This is a genomic window from Streptomyces sp. DH10 (genome assembly GCF_029813805.1).
In the GTDB taxonomy this organism is placed as follows: domain Bacteria; phylum Actinomycetota; class Actinomycetes; order Streptomycetales; family Streptomycetaceae; genus Streptomyces; species Streptomyces coeruleofuscus.
In genome coordinates, this window is the sequence record NZ_JARVKU010000011.1 from 244,687 (window position 1) to 259,223 (window position 14,537).

The following is a 14,537-nucleotide window of genomic DNA, read 5'->3' on the forward strand; positions in this document are numbered from 1 at the left end:
GTTGTCGCTCTACGCAACCAAGCAGTCGCCCGCGGCGGTACCGTTGGGGAGTCAGCGAGAGTGGAAAGCGTGGAATTCGGGGAGTGCCCATGACCGCACGAGAGCGGAATGAGAACCTGCGGCGCCTTCATGCCGAAGCAGGTTGGACGCTCGGTCAAGCCGCCATAGCAGTCAACCGGGCCGCTCTTGAAGCAGGTAGCGAGCATCGAGCGACGAAGGACAACGTCAACAAGTGGCTCAGCGGACACGCGCCGCGTGAAGCGCTGCGGCCCTTGATCCTCGAAGCCTTCTCTCGGAAGCTCGGCCGGCCGATCACTCACGCTGACGCGGGCTTTCCCGCGCCCGTCGACCAGGACCAGGCCCGAGGCACCTTCGAGTCTCTGATTGACCTCGGCAGGCTGACGATGGAGCGCCGGGGGGTGCTGTCCCTCGGCCTCTTCTCGGTCGCACTGACGATCCCCGATTGGGAAGACGTGGTCGGACGCGTCTCGGCGGTCGCGACAGGCGAGACGGGCAAGATCGGCATGCATGAAGTCGACGTAGTCAACGCGATGACCGAGCGGATCAGTGCCCTTGACGACGAGTTCGGCGGACGCATCGCGCGCCCCATGGCCGCGAGCTTCCTGGTGACCACCGTGGGCGAGCACCTCGAAGCGGACGCAACCCCCGAAGTGCGAGCAGCGATGCTCTCGGCTGCCGCTGATCTCTCGTACCTGACTGGATACATGGCTGTCGACGAAGGGTTGAACGGTCTTGCGCAGCAGTTCTACGTCAAGGCTCTCGAACTCGCGGGAGAAGCCGAAGACCACCTGACCTACTGCACGACCCTTCGCGGCATGAGCGTGCAAGCCGTCGACCTCGGGCACGGCCCGAAGGCTGTGGAACTCGCCGAGGCTGCGGCTGCTGCTGCGCCGAAGGCGGGGCCGAGGATGCTCGCCTTCCTGCGGGGGCAACAGGCGCATGCAGCCGCACAGGAGGGAAGCCGCACAGCAGCGCTGCGCTACATCCGGGAAGCCGAAGCGGCAATGGATAGGGCCGAGTCGCGTTCCTCGGCCTTCGGGTCTTACGACCCGGCGGCCCTCCACTACCACATCGCTCAAGTGCGGTACGAACTCGGCGACGTTGCCGGATCCGTCGAAGCACTCCAAGAGAGCGACAAGCTCCGATACTCCGTGTATCAGCGTGCCCGCGTGCGCATGCGCGCCCTGCTCGCCGAGCGGCAACTTGCCGTGGGGCACCTCGAAGAGGCCGTGAAGACATGGCATGCCGCACTTGACGACTACCCCCGCGTTCAGTCGGGCCGAGCAGACCAGCGCATCAAGAACATGCACGCCCTGATCCGGCCCTACCGCAAGCATCCGAAGGTTGCCGAGCTGCACGAGCGAGCCCGCACGATCAAGCCCACGCAGCCCGTTTAAACGACGAAAGACCCCCGACCCTTTCGGGTCGGGGGCTTCGTGCTGTCACTCGCCGTCGAGCTGGTCGTGAGTCGCAACCGGGGTCGCGAACGCCTCGGCGGTCTTCGCGTTCTCGGCTCGCTGCACAACCTCACCAGAGATCAGAGCGAGAGCGGCCGTCACGACGCCGAGAATCGGCGTCTCGGGCACGTCCACGCCGTAGGCGACCAGAAGGCCGAGCACGGCAGTGACAAGCGCGTAGACGCGCGCAGGATGCTTCTTGAGGAACTGCAAGGGGACTCCTTACTTCGTGACCTTGAAGCCGCGCTTCTTCGCGAGCTTCTTGAGCGAGTCGGGACCGGGGATGCCGTCAGCGGCCTTCGAGTGGCGCGGGTAACCGCACTTCACCTGCCACTCGGTGTAAGCCGTCCGGAAGCGGGTGCCGAGCGAGCCATCTACGTACCGAGCGGGAAGCAGGCCCTCGGCGTGAAGCGCCGCCTCGACCGTCAGGCCCTCGGCCTTGTAGGTCGCTACGCCCTGCGGAAGGCCGGGGTCGCGCTGCGCACCGCGCACGATGTGCGCGAGAGAAACGCTCTTCGCGGGCTTCGTGACCTTCGGCGGCGTGCTCGGCGCCGGCAGCGTGGTCTTCTTGAGCTTCGCGTTCACGCGCGAAATGAAGTAGCTCCAAGGGAAATTCGGACCGGGGTCATAGTGGTTCGTCTGCCCGTACGCCTTCGACACGTCAACGTGCCCGACGATGCCGCGCTTACCGGCGCGCAGCTCGGCGACGCTGAGCTTCCGCGCGGGGATGTTGTGCTTCTTGCACCAATCCGCAGTGACCTGTGCAGCCTGCTCGATGACGCCCTTCGAGTAGTCGTCGAGCCACTCGGCGCGCGACTGCCGCGCGTACCCAGCAAGCTCCAGGCCGAGGCCATCCGAGTTGGCGCCCGGAGCGTGCCAAGCCCGGTCCCCGTCCGCGACGCACCGAACGGCCGAGTTGTTGTCGACGCATACGTGAGCCGAAGCCTTGTTGGAAGCCGGAAGGCGACTGAAGTAGGCCGCGACGTTCTCGGCAGTGTTCGGCCCCTCGGGGGCCTCCATGTCGTGAATGACGATGACGCGAATCGGAACCGAGCGACCGGCACCAAACCAGCGAGCAAGAACAGTCTTCATTGCGGGAAACCTCTCAAGGGGTGGACGTAAGAAGGCTCTTGACCTCTTCGAATTGCGCGGTCATGGCCGAGCGCAGTTCGGTAATCGCTGCCTGACCCGTGGCCATCGACAGCAGAAGCTCTCTCTCTTGCTCAAGACGTGTAACGCGAGCAGACAGCTCGCCAAGCTCGACTTCGAGCCGATCGGCTCTCGCCTTCTGAGCCTCGGCTTCGCCCTTCCAGATCTCCGCCGTGGCGTTGTCGACGTTCGACTTCACCTTGACGACAGCAGCAGCGAGAGCGCCGATGCCAGCGAGAGCGCCAAAGATCCAACCTGCGTAGCTCAGGAGATCCATTACGCGGCCATCCATCGGGCGCGCAGGTAGGTGTAATACGGCTGAGCGACGGACAGGGCGAGCGAGCCCGAGCCGGACGTGTAAACGCCGAGAGTGAGCGTTTCGCCCGCGCTGCAATACACCTCTGCCTCGGCGCGGACCGTGGCACTCATACCGCTCGCAGCACCGTTATAGACCACGTCAACGTCTGCGCCGTTCTGCCGTATGCGGCACCCGCGATAGCCCGAGGCGTTCGCCACGAAGCGCACACCACCACGAAGCGCGTACCACCCCGGAGTGGCGACGACGAAGCCGGCCGAAGTCGAGAACATCGAATCGGTATCGACCTTCTCAGTATCAAGCGCAACGTCAGTCCATGCACCATCAGCAAGCGTCAGCGCAGCAGTGCGGTAGCCCCAAGCAAAGGGCGTGTTGAGGAAGAAGTTCCCCGCATCCCTGATGTTCTTGTTCATCTTCGCCGCAGTCGGCTTCTCGCCCGCGTTCCATGTGTCGAGCGAAGGCACTGTAGCCATAGAGAAATCCTTGAAGTCGGACAGCAAAAGGGGCCCCCGAAGGGGCCCCTCAATGCCGTGCGTTGCTAGTAGGCGAGACCGACGCTGCTGTCTAGTGTCGACTCCTCCAAGACAAAGACGTCCGTAGCCGAAGCAGGCGAGAGCGAGAGCGTCACGACCCATACGGGTGCGGTGCCGTTCGCGTCTACCTGAATGTCGATGGCTTCGACGTAGAAGTCAAACGAGGATGCCGGGGCCGCGTCCGGAAGATCGGCCAGTGTGATTCGGTCGCCGATCTCGATACCGAGCGCGATCGGGAAGAGAGCAGGTGTGGCCGTTGGGCGAAGAACGACCTGATCGCATCTGACGATCGGATTCGAATAGAACGTCAACATCGAATAGGCGGCATCAAGAACGGCCTCATCGGTGGTCACGCGCAGTTCAAGCGACCGCGACTTTCGCCCGTACGTACTTATAGACGTGTTATCGCGCACGGTCGAATCAACGCCGTTCGGCCGCTTGTAGGCAACCTCGTTCACGACCTGGTCGCCGTCCATGTCGAACTCAAGGCCAGGCTCGAACGGCGTTCCCGCAGTGTCCGAGAGGACGTAACGCACGGGCGCCGACTGTCGGCGAGCCCGGTTGTGCAGCGTCAGCCTTCCGTCACCGTCCATGAACGCGTACCCCGAGCCGTCCCCGGCGGCAAGCTGGATCTCTTCGAGCGCGGTAGCCCCCTGGCTCCAAGAGGGAGTGAGTAGCCTGCTCAAGCCCGAGTCGGTCGCTACCTCCCCGGAGAACTCGGCGAACCGAGCGATGCGAGTGACCCGCGCATCCTCACGTTCCGTGTACTGGGAACCGCCGTTGTCGGCGAGCCCCCAAAGGTCGGTAATCTCGGCAGAGGCTAGGGCCCGGTCCCATAGGGCGACGTGCCCGAAGCGGCCGTTCGCATACTCCTTGTAGATGCTGCCTGCCTGTCGCCCCGCGACGGAAGACCAACGCATGTCGCGAAGATCCGTAGTCGTAGGCAGGGGACCGAAGTTGCTGCTGACTCCAGCGATCTTCCCGTTCACATACAGCGTGGTGACCCCGCCCGAAACCGTCGCCACGATGAACGACCCCTTCGAAGTCGACAACCGCGTGCCAACTTCCAACGTGTCGAGATACGTCGAGCTACCGTCAGCGAAGCCGGTCTCTACCTGCACGTAGCCGTCTGGAGTGAGACGGAACGAGATCAGTTGTCGCGCCGCATCGTCCCAAGCCGTGAACAGTGACACGATGTTGTCGACAGCAGGGCGGGTTGCCAAAGCCCAGAAGCTCACCGTGAGTTCAGTCCCGAGCGGGTACTGACGTCGACCGAGGTAGTTCAGGTCGATGACGGATCCCTTGTCGCTCGCGACGTTCGCGAGGCTGTAGCACGTCGTTTCGCTGTCGCGCGTCACGATCGATTCGGCGCCGAAGAGCGGTGTTCCCCCGCCGTACTTCGAGGCCCGCACAGACCCCGGCTTCGTGTCGTCCGCCAAGTTCTCAACGCGGGTCGAGTCGACCGCGTCGCCGAGCGTCCAGTAGCCAACGGGCTGACTCGCAAGAACGGCCTGCTGATACGGAGAGCGAAGCTCGGTCTCGCCGAGCACCAGGAAGCCATCTGTCGCCGGAAGCTCGACCGTGCTCGACAGCGAGCCAACCTTGACGGGCCACTTCTCGACGTAGCCCGAGAAGATCGAGCCCCCGGGCGTCCAAGGGGTCACCGCGGATCCCGCTTCAAGTTGAAGCTCATCGACGAAGAAGTACGCCCCGTTGTCGCCGCCCGAAGAGCCAACCTCGATGCCTGCCCAAGCAGCAGCAGAAGGGGCAGTAGCCGTGACCGAGACCGGCGCCCAAGCGCCGGCCGTGAGCGCGACCTTCGCCGATGCCGAGCTGGTGCTGAGGAACGTCCCGTCAGCCGCGTACCAACGGATGCGCGCCTTCACCCCGAGAGGGGCCGAGGAACTGCCGAGCCGCACCTGAGCAGAGGCCGTGTAAACGCCCCCGCCCACGACCTTCGCAAGCCCGTTAGGTACAACCTTCTTCTTCGACCACCACCACGGGCCCTCGTCTACCGTCTTGCCGAAGCCGCAGAACACGGAGGAAGCGAAGTCTGCGGTGCCGTTGCTGCCGCAGTTCACCCGGACCGAACCGACCCCGCTCTTCCGGGTCAGAGAGGTAAAGGTCTTGGAGCCTCCAGGCGTGTGGTCGACGCTGAACATGCTGGAGCTTCGCGAGATGTCGCCGCCGGTCGCCGTGTCCTTCGGCAGCAGGTTCGCCGTGCGCACCCTCACGCGGCGCCGAGGCAAGACGTTCGGGTAGTAGGGGGAAACCTCGGCAAGCGACCAGTCATCCGCGTAGTAGTCCCACTGCGCCGGCTGCGGGGCCGCACTGCCCATGATGAGCGTGCAGCTCGCCGCGTTCGGCGGAGCGACGCCGGTAGCTTCGCAGTAAGACCACCACGTAGTGGTGCCGTCGAAGACGACTCCCGACGTGTCGGAGATGAACGCCCCTGACGCGTCGCGCCAACGCAGCACAGCACGCATGGAAACCGTGTTGTACTCGGGCAGCGCGGCCTTACGAACCCAGAAGCCCCCCGAGTACTTGTTTCCCGGCTTCACCGGTATCCGGTCCGTATACGCCATGGCCGTACCGCCAACAACGCTCGCGCCGAGCACTTCGAGGGAGCGGGCACCAGTGCGAGCCGTAGACGTGCTCGACCGGATGGTTATGTTCGTCCCTCCCAAGAAACCCGACGTGTTTCCGAGCTTGTCAGTGCCCGATGTGACGTTCGCCGACAGCAGCTCGACGCGCGCATTACGCGTCGGTGTGAAGCGTCCATCTGAGTTGTCGAGCGAGAGGGACAGGGTTCCGGCTTCGATGCGGTCAAGCTCGCTGTTGCGACCGCGCTTGATTCCGAAGCCGGTAACCCACGGAGTGACATCCGTCCACGTATACACGTCGGCGTTCGGTCCGCCATCAAAGGCAACCTCTACCGTAATCGGCGGACCGTCAGCCATTAGAAAATCCTCCCACCATTCCGCTTGCCGTTACGCACAAGCTCATCGCGAACCGTCGTCGCAATGACCTTCGCTAGATCACGCTCGGCAGTGACGTTGCCTTCAACCTTCACGATCACGTCCCGAATCAGGTTTCTCGCGGCACTCGAACGCGAAGCAGCATGCACCGCCGGCCCCGCGACCGTCCCGATATTCGGACGAGTAGACGCGAGTTCGTCGACTGCTGCCTGAACGTTCTTCGCCCGGTCTTGGATACCGAGGGCGAAGCCGTCACCAGTGAAGCGGCCCTGAGTCCGGAAGACCCTCGAAGGGGACTTGATCCCGAGCTTCTTCTTGAGGGTCTTGACCATCTTCTTGGACATGATCTCAATTTGCCGAGTAAGAGCCTTCTCCCGACTCTTGAGCCCCTTGATGAGACCGTTGACCGCGTGAATCCCCGAGTCGTAATAGTTCGACGATGCGAAGCTACCGAGCTTGCCCGCCTCGCTATTGATCGCGTTGTACGTCGAGTTGAACTGCTTGATCTCGCTCTCATTCGCGTTCAACAGCGCCTTGGCCATCTGCCCGCCCTCTTCGGGGCCAGCCTGCGCAATCTGATTGATGATCCCTCGGCCGAAGCCTCGCTTCGCGAGAGCCTGCAAGTTCTTCCGGAAGTTGAGGATTCCGGACAGCTTCCCCTTGAGCCGAGCCAGGATCGCACTCGCCGAGTTGTCGCCGTACTCCGAAGAGTCGTACGCACCCATGAAAGACGCGTAATCCCGCGCTTTGCCGGTCACTGTCGAAGCCATCTCTGACTTCGCCTTCTTGAGGTCAGCGAGCTTCGCATTCGCGGAACTGATCATCTTCTGGATCTTCTCGCGAGACTTGGCGACCTGGAGCAGCTTCTTGTTTTGAGCCGAGATGTAGCTGTGAAGCTCCTTGTTCTTTCCCTTCGAGATCTTCCCGGCCTTGAAAGCCTTCGTCACAAGCGCATGCAGCTTCTTCGAAGTGGCCTCCACCTTCTTCGATCCGCCGAGCATGCCCTTAACGAGACCGGCCGTAATCCACTTGCCGATATCCGCCATGACGCGGGAAGGCGAGTGAATTCCGAGGGCCTTCTTGATCGGTCCGGGGATCTTGTCGATGATGCCTTGAGCTGCGCTCATGACCGCACCGAGGGATCCCTTGATGCCGTTGACGAGACCCTGAATGATGTTCCGGCCGATCTCCTTCAAGGTGCCGGGCAGGGACGTGAAGAATCCCTTCACCTTGCCGGGGATCGCCTTGACTGTGGTGTAGAGGGAAGTGACCTTGTCGCGCACCCCGGACACGAGAGACCCGAAGTGCGTAACGAAGAACTTCTTGATGCCGGCCGCGCCATTCGACGCGGCGACAGTCAGCTGTCGAATCTTGCCGGTGAAGAAGGAACGGATCCCGTTCCAAATCCCCGAGAAGAACGACTTGACCGCATTGAGTCCGCCCTTCCAGAGAGCCAGAAGGCGAGCAACTCCACCGCGCAGGATGCCGACTATCGAGCCGTAGATGTAGACCTTGAATGCGCCTACGATCATCTTCCAGACGCCGCCGAAGACGTTCTTGACGCCCTGCCAGGCTTTCGACCAATTTCCTGTGAAGACCCCGCTGAAAATCTGGAAGATTCCCTGTATGACTTGGAGCCCGCCGCGAACGACCTGCATCACTCCGGAGAAGATGTTTTTTATGGTCGAAAGGATGAAGCCGCCGAAAATCCCCCAGAGGAATTTCACTCCAGTAACGAACCCTGAGATGATCGTCTTGACGATTCCGAGGGTCGTGCCTATGACCGTCCCTAGCTGCACGAGGACCGGCTGAGCCTGCGTCCAGAGTTCCCGGAAGAGTGGCACGATCGTGCCACGGAAGAAACCCGAGAAGTCCGCGAGCAGCGGCTTCGCGAAGCTGACCAGGCCGGAGATTCCCTGCCGGATCGGGGCGAGCGCCGGACCAAGGGAAGAGCCCGCTTGCGAGAGAGCTGAGGAAACGTTTCTGCCGAGGCCCTGTGCACCAGTGATGACCGAGGCGAAGCCTTCCGTGAAGCCTTGCCCGATGCGCCGTTTAAACGCCTCCACCTTGTGCGATGCGTTGTTGCTCATCGTGTCAGCCATCTGCTGAGCAGCGCCCTTGACTTCGCCGAGCCCCTTCACGGCCGTCTTCGGGTCGAGTGCATAAATCGCGTCGCCCAAATCCTCGAACTGTGTGCCGAAGAGGGCGACACCCGCAGCATTTCGCTTGACCGGATCCTCGATAGCGCGAAGCCGGTCAAGGACGGTTTGCAGACCCTTCGAAGCCTCGGGCCCACCCTTCGCTATCTGCGCAGTGAGCTTGTCAGCCTCAAGGCCGAGCAGCTTGTATCCATCGGCCGAAGCCTTCGAGCCGTCGATTGCTCGAAGCGAGAACTCTTTGAATGCGTCGGCGACAATGTCAGCGTCTCGCGCACCCGCCTTGAGGCCCTGCGAAAGGAGACCCGTAGCGGTAGCACCATCAAGCCCGAGCTTTCTGAATTGAGTGCCGTACTCATTCAAAGTGTCCAAAAAGTCTTCTGACTTATCGACACCGTTAGTCATGCCCGCCGCGATGACGTCGAGAGCCTCATTCGCGTTTTTCGCGAGACCCGTCCGCATCATCTGAGAAACGGCCCGAGTCGTGCCCCCAAGCTCAAGGTCGAAGGTGTCGCTGAGCGCCATAACCTTCGAAGCGATCGGCTTGAAGTCCGCGCTGTTCAGGTCGACTTGAATGTCTTGCGTGACCCGCTTGACGGCTTCGCCCGCGTCCGCGAACGACTCGCCCCAGCCGGCCGCGTACAGGTCGCCCGCGAGCTTCCCCGCGCGCTCGGCCTCGGGGCCGTCCACGCCGAGCTGCGCCGCGAGCTTCGCCTTCTCCCCGATCCGGTCGAGCCCCTTTTGAAAGCCGACCAGGGCGGCCATGGGGAGAGCAGCGACGACAGCAGCGCCGAGCCCGAGGAGTCCAGCCTTGAGGCCGGGGAGCACCCCGCCCATCGCGCCGAGCCGTCCGCCGGCCTCCCCTGCCCCGTCGCCGAGCGACGACGTGTTATCGCCCGCATCGTTCAGCGCGTCGCCGAGCTGGTCGACGTCGCGCCGAGCCTGATCCGCGGAATCCCCGAGCCGGTCAAGGGACTGCTCGGCCGAGCGCGCGTTGCCCACGACGACAACGCGGAGCGTTCTTGAATCACCAGCCATTACCGGGGCCCCCCTTGGCCGCGTGATACTCGTTCATGTACTTGCAGAAGGCCCCGTATTCGGCGCTAGAAAGGCGCCGAACTTCGGCAGGGGACATGCGGTAAAAGTGGCAGAAGGCTGCTCGCTCCCTTAGCCGTTCTGCCCTTCGCCGTTTCCCTGCGGGTCCCCCTCCGAGGCGACAATCTGAAGCTCGCCAACCTTCACGTTGCGGGCATCCGCGAGAGTGAAGTCAGGATTGACCGCACGCTGAGAAATCCAAATGAGAGCCTTGAGAGCCTTCGTCGAAACCTGCGTCTCAAGCTCGGGGCGCCCCTTCTCGTCGAGCACCCGCTTGCCATCAACGACGACCGGGCGCGGAGAGAGCGCCTGATAGATCGGCTGGCCTACGACCTCTTCGAAATCCTCAAGGTCACCGATCGTCAGGTTGTCGGGGTCGATACGCAGAGAGATAGCGTCAGTCATTGGAATGCCTCCCGAGCGATGCGCTCGATTTCGTCGTAGTAGTCGCGAAGCAGGGCAGGGCCCTCGCTGCGAATCGTTGGGTGAAGGAAGTAACCGGGGCCGCCTTCCCAGCCGCCCCACTGGTTTCCGCGCCACGGACCAAAACCGGCAATGACGTTGCCCTTATGGGTCCGCTTCTTCGCGCCGAACTCGGCGCCGAGCGCGTAAGGCTTTCGCTTGCTGCCGAGCCGAATAGCCGCATAGTTCGCGGTCTTTGTGGCTCGAATGGATTGAGCGGCTGACTTCTGCTGCCGGTTACCTGCGGCAGCGGTCGCCTTCGTCGCATCCGTGAGCTTGTCGGCGATCTCGAAGTTCAGCCGCTTCATTTCGTTCGTCAGCTCGCCCCCGCCGATCCGGCGGAGAGCGCGAGTGAACTGAGCGAGCCCCTCGACATTCGTTAGGTAACCGTCTTGGGGCATCGCTCAACTCGCTTCGAATCGTTCCGAATAGTAGTTTCGGACCGCTTAAGAGATGGCCGTGTAAGTGATCGTTACGGCCGAAGCAGCGCCGTCCGTGAGCGCGACGCCGGAAAGCTCCTGCTCGATCAACTCGAAGCCACCAGCCGAGACCGGCCCTTCGTCAAAGCGGCCAAAGGGCATCTCGACCTTGAGAAGGGAACCATCCGGGCCCGACCAGGACGCCTCAAGGGACGCGAGCGCACCCGAGGCGACAGCAGCCGCAACACGGTTGAGGTGAGCGGTTCCCGCGAACTCCCCCTTAAGCGACCACTCGAAGGACCGAAGCCCCTCTTCCTTCTGCTCGCCCTTCGCCCCCGCGCGGATGAAGTACCGCTCAACGTTCAGGCCGTTGTCAGCCTTAAGGGAGAAGTCGGAGACCGGGAAGTCTGCGCCGGCCACCTTGACCGAGCCGCCGTTGAAGGCGAGCAACTTCGTGTTCGCGACGTAGGTAGGGGTCGCGGCAGCGTAGGCACCCGCACCCCCGCCGATGGTCTCCTTGCCGAAGTCAAGCCCGAGCGACAGCGTCACAAGCTCATCGACCGCGTTGGAAAGCTCCCACTCCTTGACCTTCCCTCCCTCGTACGTGAAGGGGGTCAGCGCGCCCGTGTTATCGACGCGCCCCACCTGAGCACAGAAGCTCTTACCGTCCAGCGGGCCCACGGTCGCCGTGTAGGTGGTGAGGCCGTTGGTAGGGGTGCCCGCAGTGACCGCGCCGAGCATGTGCTTAAGCCAGAAGTCGAAGCCGCCGCTGACGACTTCAAGCTTCACGTCGCCCTCGGCGCCCTTCGCGCTTGTGGCGAAGCGGTCGGCACGGAGCACCTTCGTGCCCGCCCGAATCGCTTCCGAGTTAACCCGCTCGTACTTGCCTTCGACGCCTTCCGACTGGAACTCGAAGAACTTCGACGGGGCAACGGCCGTCCCGTACGTCACCTCATCGGCAACGCCGAAATACTGATCGTGAACCGTAGCCATTACTTAGCCTGCCCCTTCATTGCCTTAACCTCTCGCCATCCCTGGCGAATGAGAGAGTCGGCGGCCTCGGCCTCAACCTCGACAGGCTCGCCCCGTACGGCGGTAAGCCCAAGGGAAGGAACCTCAACCGCCGAGTAAGGCCCCTCATAGATAACGGTCTTCAAGTCACAGTCTCGCTTTCACGCGAAGCAGGCATTCAAGCTGCCCCTCGTACGTCTGGTCAGAAGGGAAGCTGACAAGCTTCTTCGGGACGAAGTCAGTTGTCACAACGCTGTCAATACCGAGAGAAGGGTTCGCCTTAAGGCCGTTCTCGATCCCCTCGGCCATCCGTTGAAGCTCGCGCTCGACGTCCTCGGAAGTTGCCCCCGAGATCTGACAATTGATGACAACAGCAATCGAGAAGACCTCTTCCCGGTTGCGGTTCGTCGCCCATTGGCTGTCTTCCCAAAGCACCTCGCCGATGAAGACCCAACGTCGCTCCGGGCTTCGGACTGGGAAGCCGTAGGTGACCTGATAGCCCGAAAGCTCGGGCCGAGCCTTAGCTAGGTCGCGAAGGGCGGTCTTCACCGCGAATGCGTTCGTCGCCACTAGGCCACCCCGAGGACGTCGTTAAGGATCCGGTACCGGTACCGCGTAAGCGTCGCGTCGACTTCGGGAATGCCGGTCTCGTATCCGTTCCGCCCCGCAGTGGCGAGCGTGAAGTTCCCGCCCTCGGCAGCAACGAAGGAAACGGCCCGGTCAGGAATACCTGAGTTCTCAGCAGTGAGCAGTGAGCGAAGTCGGATCAAGCCCGCGCGCTTCACGTCCTCAAGACCAGCCGGAAGCCCGTACTCGACCGCGAGGGAGTACCGGGCGCCTTCCGTCAGATCGAACGGCGCTTTAAGGAATCCGGCATCCGTGATCGTCCAGCCGGAAGCATCGAGCGAGCCGCTCGGGCCGGTCACGTCGACCAGCCCGATCACATCTAGAAGACCTGTAAAAATCGTCGAAGAGCCGTCGCCGGTCACGGTCACGCGCCGGACGCGCGGAACGAACGATCGCCCCGTGATCGTCTCGAACTCGTCTTCAACGACTTCGCGGTAGTGCCGGACGTCAGCAGCGGGGAAGCGCTGAGAGTCCGCTAGGTCGACGTCCGAGGCTCGCGCCTCGGGCACGGTGAAGAGGAAGGCCCCGACCACTTCGAAAGAGCTTCGGTCGGTCGCGACGTCGCCGCCCTTCCACTCGACCGCATACGGGCCGAGCGGCAGAGGGGGCAGGGTCACGCCCCACACGTCACCAGTCCGCGAAGCCGGGCCCGTGTAAACGCTCTGCCCCGCGCTGTCCCGTACGGTCACCGAAACGGCAGGGACGTCAAGCGGGGTCTCATCGTCCAGGAACGTGTACTCAAGCCGAACAACCCTGCCGTTCAGAAAGCGCACGGCTTACTCGCTCTCGCTCTTCCTCGGGCGACCGGGGCCCCGCTTCTGCGTCGGGGCAGACTCGGCGGGCTTCTCGTCCTGGTCCTGGTGCTCGACGTCGACCGGCTCGGCGACCTTGATGCGGATGAGGCCGGCCGCGCTCTCCTCGGTCAGTTCGATCTCTCCACCGATGCGCGGAAGCGGCTTCGCGTCGCACATGCCGGGGAAGCTGCGGATCATGCGAACTCGCATGGTCAGACTCCTTAGTTGGGGGAACGAGAACGGCCCCCGCCGAAGCGGGGGCCGTTTCGAATGACAGTTTCAGCGCTGCTGTTACGCGCCGAGCGTGAGCTTCGCGAACGCCGCACCATCAGTCACGCCGCCGTCGTAGCGAAGGCGTGCCTTCCACGCGACAACGTCACGGTCAAAGCCGTACTCGTCGGAACGCGTGATCTGGACGGTGCGGATGAAGCGCACGAGGTACTTGGAGAAGTCGCCGAAGACGACACCCACCTGACCGGAAGCCCACGACATGTTCGGGTCGGTCATGACTGCCTTCCCGTGGAAGGTGTCAGGCGCCCCGAGGGTGGTGGCCGGCTGCCACAGGTAACGGCCGTCTCCATCCTTGAGCTTCCGCAGGAAGAGCACGCCCGCATCGCTGGTGTAGAAGTACGCGTTCCGGCGGTACTTCGAGATGATCGCGTGCTCAAGCTCGACGAGCTTGTCAGTCGCGTTCGTGCCGGTCGACGCGAGAGACAGCGTGCCCGCGTTCAGGGTGATCGCCGGAAGCAGGCCGTTCGCCTCGTCGGTGCCGGTCCCCTTGAGGAATGCCTCGGCGGTCTCGTCGGCGATAGCCTCGCCCATGTCCTGGGCGATCAGGGAAGCGAGCGGAAGCGCGCTGTCGTCGAGCATCTCCTGAGTGGCTTCCGCCATGACTCCGACCTTGTGAGAGTCGATGTCCCACAGGGAGAAGCTCATGTCGCTCTTCGGGTAGGTACCGCCCTCGGCGACCTTCGACGCGATGAGCCGACCGTTCTTGACGGGCCACTCCATCTTTTCGCCGGAAGCAGTCGTGATGATCCGCACGCCCGTCTGAAGGAACGGCGACGACTCGCGAAGCGACTGCATGACCTCACGCACGAAGGTGCTCTGAACGGTCGTGCCCGCGTTCGCGGCGTTGCCGGTCGTGGCGATACGCAGCTCCGAGCCGTCCGTGACAATGTCAAAGCCGCGGGCTTCGCCTCGGGCAACCGCGCGGAACTGCGCATCGAGGCTCTCCGCTTCGCGCTGCTCCTGGCGGTCACCGTTGGGGGTGAACAGACCCTCAGCGCGGGAGGTGAGGGAACGAACCTCCGCCTCACGCTCACCACGCTCGACAGCCTCGCGAGCCTCGACCTCAAGGCCGTTGATGTCGGCGTCAAGCCGCTCGATGCGCTCCCGCTTCTCGGCGTCCGACAGGGCCGTGTCGTCGTTCACTGAACGCAGCTCGGCGACCAGGCGAGCCCGCTTCTCCAGAGCGGCCTTAGCCGCAGCACGGTAATCCATGATGTTCCTTAAGAGA

General features: G+C 63.1%; 14 protein-coding genes. 1 reads left to right on the forward strand and 13 read right to left on the reverse strand.

Annotated features, from left to right (window positions below; genetic code table 11):
• Positions 1-89 precede the first annotated feature (89 nt).
• A complete protein-coding gene (locus QC385_RS23775; protein ID WP_279543363.1) occupies positions 90-1,418 on the forward strand; it encodes a tetratricopeptide repeat protein in 1,329 nt (442 codons plus the stop codon).
• A gap of 45 nt (positions 1,419-1,463) precedes the next feature.
• On the opposite strand, the gene QC385_RS23780 is transcribed toward QC385_RS23775, so the two are convergent.
• The 13 genes from QC385_RS23780 to QC385_RS23840 all read right to left on the reverse strand — a co-directional run bounded on the left by QC385_RS23780 (position 1,464) and on the right by QC385_RS23840 (position 14,521).
• On the reverse strand, positions 1,464-1,691 hold the full coding sequence (locus tag QC385_RS23780; RefSeq protein WP_279543364.1) for a hypothetical protein: 228 nt from the start codon (positions 1,689-1,691) through the stop codon (positions 1,464-1,466).
• A gap of 9 nt (positions 1,692-1,700) precedes the next feature.
• A complete protein-coding gene (locus QC385_RS23785) occupies positions 1,701-2,570 on the reverse strand; it encodes a peptidoglycan recognition protein family protein (protein WP_279543365.1) in 870 nt (289 codons plus the stop codon).
• 13 nt (positions 2,571-2,583) lie between these two features.
• Complete coding sequence (locus tag QC385_RS23790; RefSeq protein WP_279543366.1) at positions 2,584-2,904, reverse strand: hypothetical protein; 321 nt, start codon at positions 2,902-2,904, stop codon at positions 2,584-2,586.
• Complete coding sequence (locus QC385_RS23795) at positions 2,904-3,416, reverse strand: hypothetical protein (protein WP_279543367.1); 513 nt, start codon at positions 3,414-3,416, stop codon at positions 2,904-2,906. The genes QC385_RS23790 and QC385_RS23795 overlap by 1 nt, the downstream gene beginning before the upstream one ends.
• A 65-nt stretch (positions 3,417-3,481) precedes the next feature.
• Complete coding sequence (locus QC385_RS23800; RefSeq protein WP_279543368.1) at positions 3,482-6,436, reverse strand: LamG-like jellyroll fold domain-containing protein; 2,955 nt, start codon at positions 6,434-6,436, stop codon at positions 3,482-3,484.
• Positions 6,436-9,612 (reverse strand): phage tail tape measure protein, encoded by a 3,177-nt coding sequence (locus tag QC385_RS23805; protein ID WP_279543369.1) that lies wholly within the window; start codon positions 9,610-9,612, stop codon positions 6,436-6,438. Before QC385_RS23805 ends, QC385_RS23800 begins: the two co-directional genes overlap by 1 nt.
• A 165-nt stretch (positions 9,613-9,777) precedes the next feature.
• Positions 9,778-10,110 (reverse strand): hypothetical protein, encoded by a 333-nt coding sequence (locus QC385_RS23810; protein WP_279543370.1) that lies wholly within the window; start codon positions 10,108-10,110, stop codon positions 9,778-9,780.
• Complete coding sequence (locus QC385_RS23815; RefSeq protein ID WP_279543371.1) at positions 10,107-10,568, reverse strand: hypothetical protein; 462 nt, start codon at positions 10,566-10,568, stop codon at positions 10,107-10,109. Before QC385_RS23815 ends, QC385_RS23810 begins: the two co-directional genes overlap by 4 nt.
• A gap of 45 nt (positions 10,569-10,613) precedes the next feature.
• A complete protein-coding gene (locus QC385_RS23820) occupies positions 10,614-11,579 on the reverse strand; it encodes a phage tail tube protein (protein WP_279543372.1) in 966 nt (321 codons plus the stop codon).
• A gap of 165 nt (positions 11,580-11,744) precedes the next feature.
• Positions 11,745-12,167, reverse strand: a complete 423-nt coding sequence (locus tag QC385_RS23825) for a hypothetical protein (RefSeq protein WP_279543373.1) — start codon at positions 12,165-12,167, stop codon at positions 11,745-11,747.
• Positions 12,167-12,997 (reverse strand): hypothetical protein, encoded by an 831-nt coding sequence (locus tag QC385_RS23830; RefSeq protein ID WP_279543374.1) that lies wholly within the window; start codon positions 12,995-12,997, stop codon positions 12,167-12,169. Before QC385_RS23830 ends, QC385_RS23825 begins: the two co-directional genes overlap by 1 nt.
• Before the next feature lie 3 nt (positions 12,998-13,000).
• Entirely contained in the window at positions 13,001-13,228 is a 228-nt protein-coding gene (locus tag QC385_RS23835) for a hypothetical protein (protein WP_279543375.1), read from the reverse strand.
• Between the two features lie 81 nt (positions 13,229-13,309).
• The gene (locus tag QC385_RS23840; protein ID WP_279543376.1) at positions 13,310-14,521 is read right to left on the reverse strand and encodes a phage major capsid protein; all 1,212 of its coding nucleotides are present in this window, start codon (positions 14,519-14,521) and stop codon (positions 13,310-13,312) included.
• Positions 14,522-14,537 lie beyond the last annotated feature (16 nt).

What these genes read in the sequence shown, in the direction of transcription:
- QC385_RS23800 (WP_279543368.1), bottom strand. Translation starts at nt 6,436, where the DNA reads ATGGCTGACGGTCCGCCGATTACGGTAGAGGTTGCCTTTGATGGCGGA.
- QC385_RS23815 (WP_279543371.1), bottom strand. Translation starts at nt 10,568, where the DNA reads ATGCCCCAAGACGGTTACCTAACGAATGTCGAGGGGCTCGCTCAGTTC.
- QC385_RS23775 (WP_279543363.1), top strand. Translation starts at nt 90, where the DNA reads ATGACCGCACGAGAGCGGAATGAGAACCTGCGGCGCCTTCATGCCGAA.
- QC385_RS23790 (WP_279543366.1), bottom strand. Translation starts at nt 2,904, where the DNA reads ATGGATCTCCTGAGCTACGCAGGTTGGATCTTTGGCGCTCTCGCTGGC.
- QC385_RS23810 (WP_279543370.1), bottom strand. Translation starts at nt 10,110, where the DNA reads ATGACTGACGCTATCTCTCTGCGTATCGACCCCGACAACCTGACGATC.
- QC385_RS23820 (WP_279543372.1), bottom strand. Translation starts at nt 11,579, where the DNA reads ATGGCTACGGTTCACGATCAGTATTTCGGCGTTGCCGATGAGGTGACG.
- QC385_RS23795 (WP_279543367.1), bottom strand. Translation starts at nt 3,416, where the DNA reads ATGGCTACAGTGCCTTCGCTCGACACATGGAACGCGGGCGAGAAGCCG.
- QC385_RS23785 (WP_279543365.1), bottom strand. Translation starts at nt 2,570, where the DNA reads ATGAAGACTGTTCTTGCTCGCTGGTTTGGTGCCGGTCGCTCGGTTCCG.
- QC385_RS23840 (WP_279543376.1), bottom strand. Translation starts at nt 14,521, where the DNA reads ATGGATTACCGTGCTGCGGCTAAGGCCGCTCTGGAGAAGCGGGCTCGC.
- QC385_RS23835 (WP_279543375.1), bottom strand. Translation starts at nt 13,228, where the DNA reads ATGCGAGTTCGCATGATCCGCAGCTTCCCCGGCATGTGCGACGCGAAG.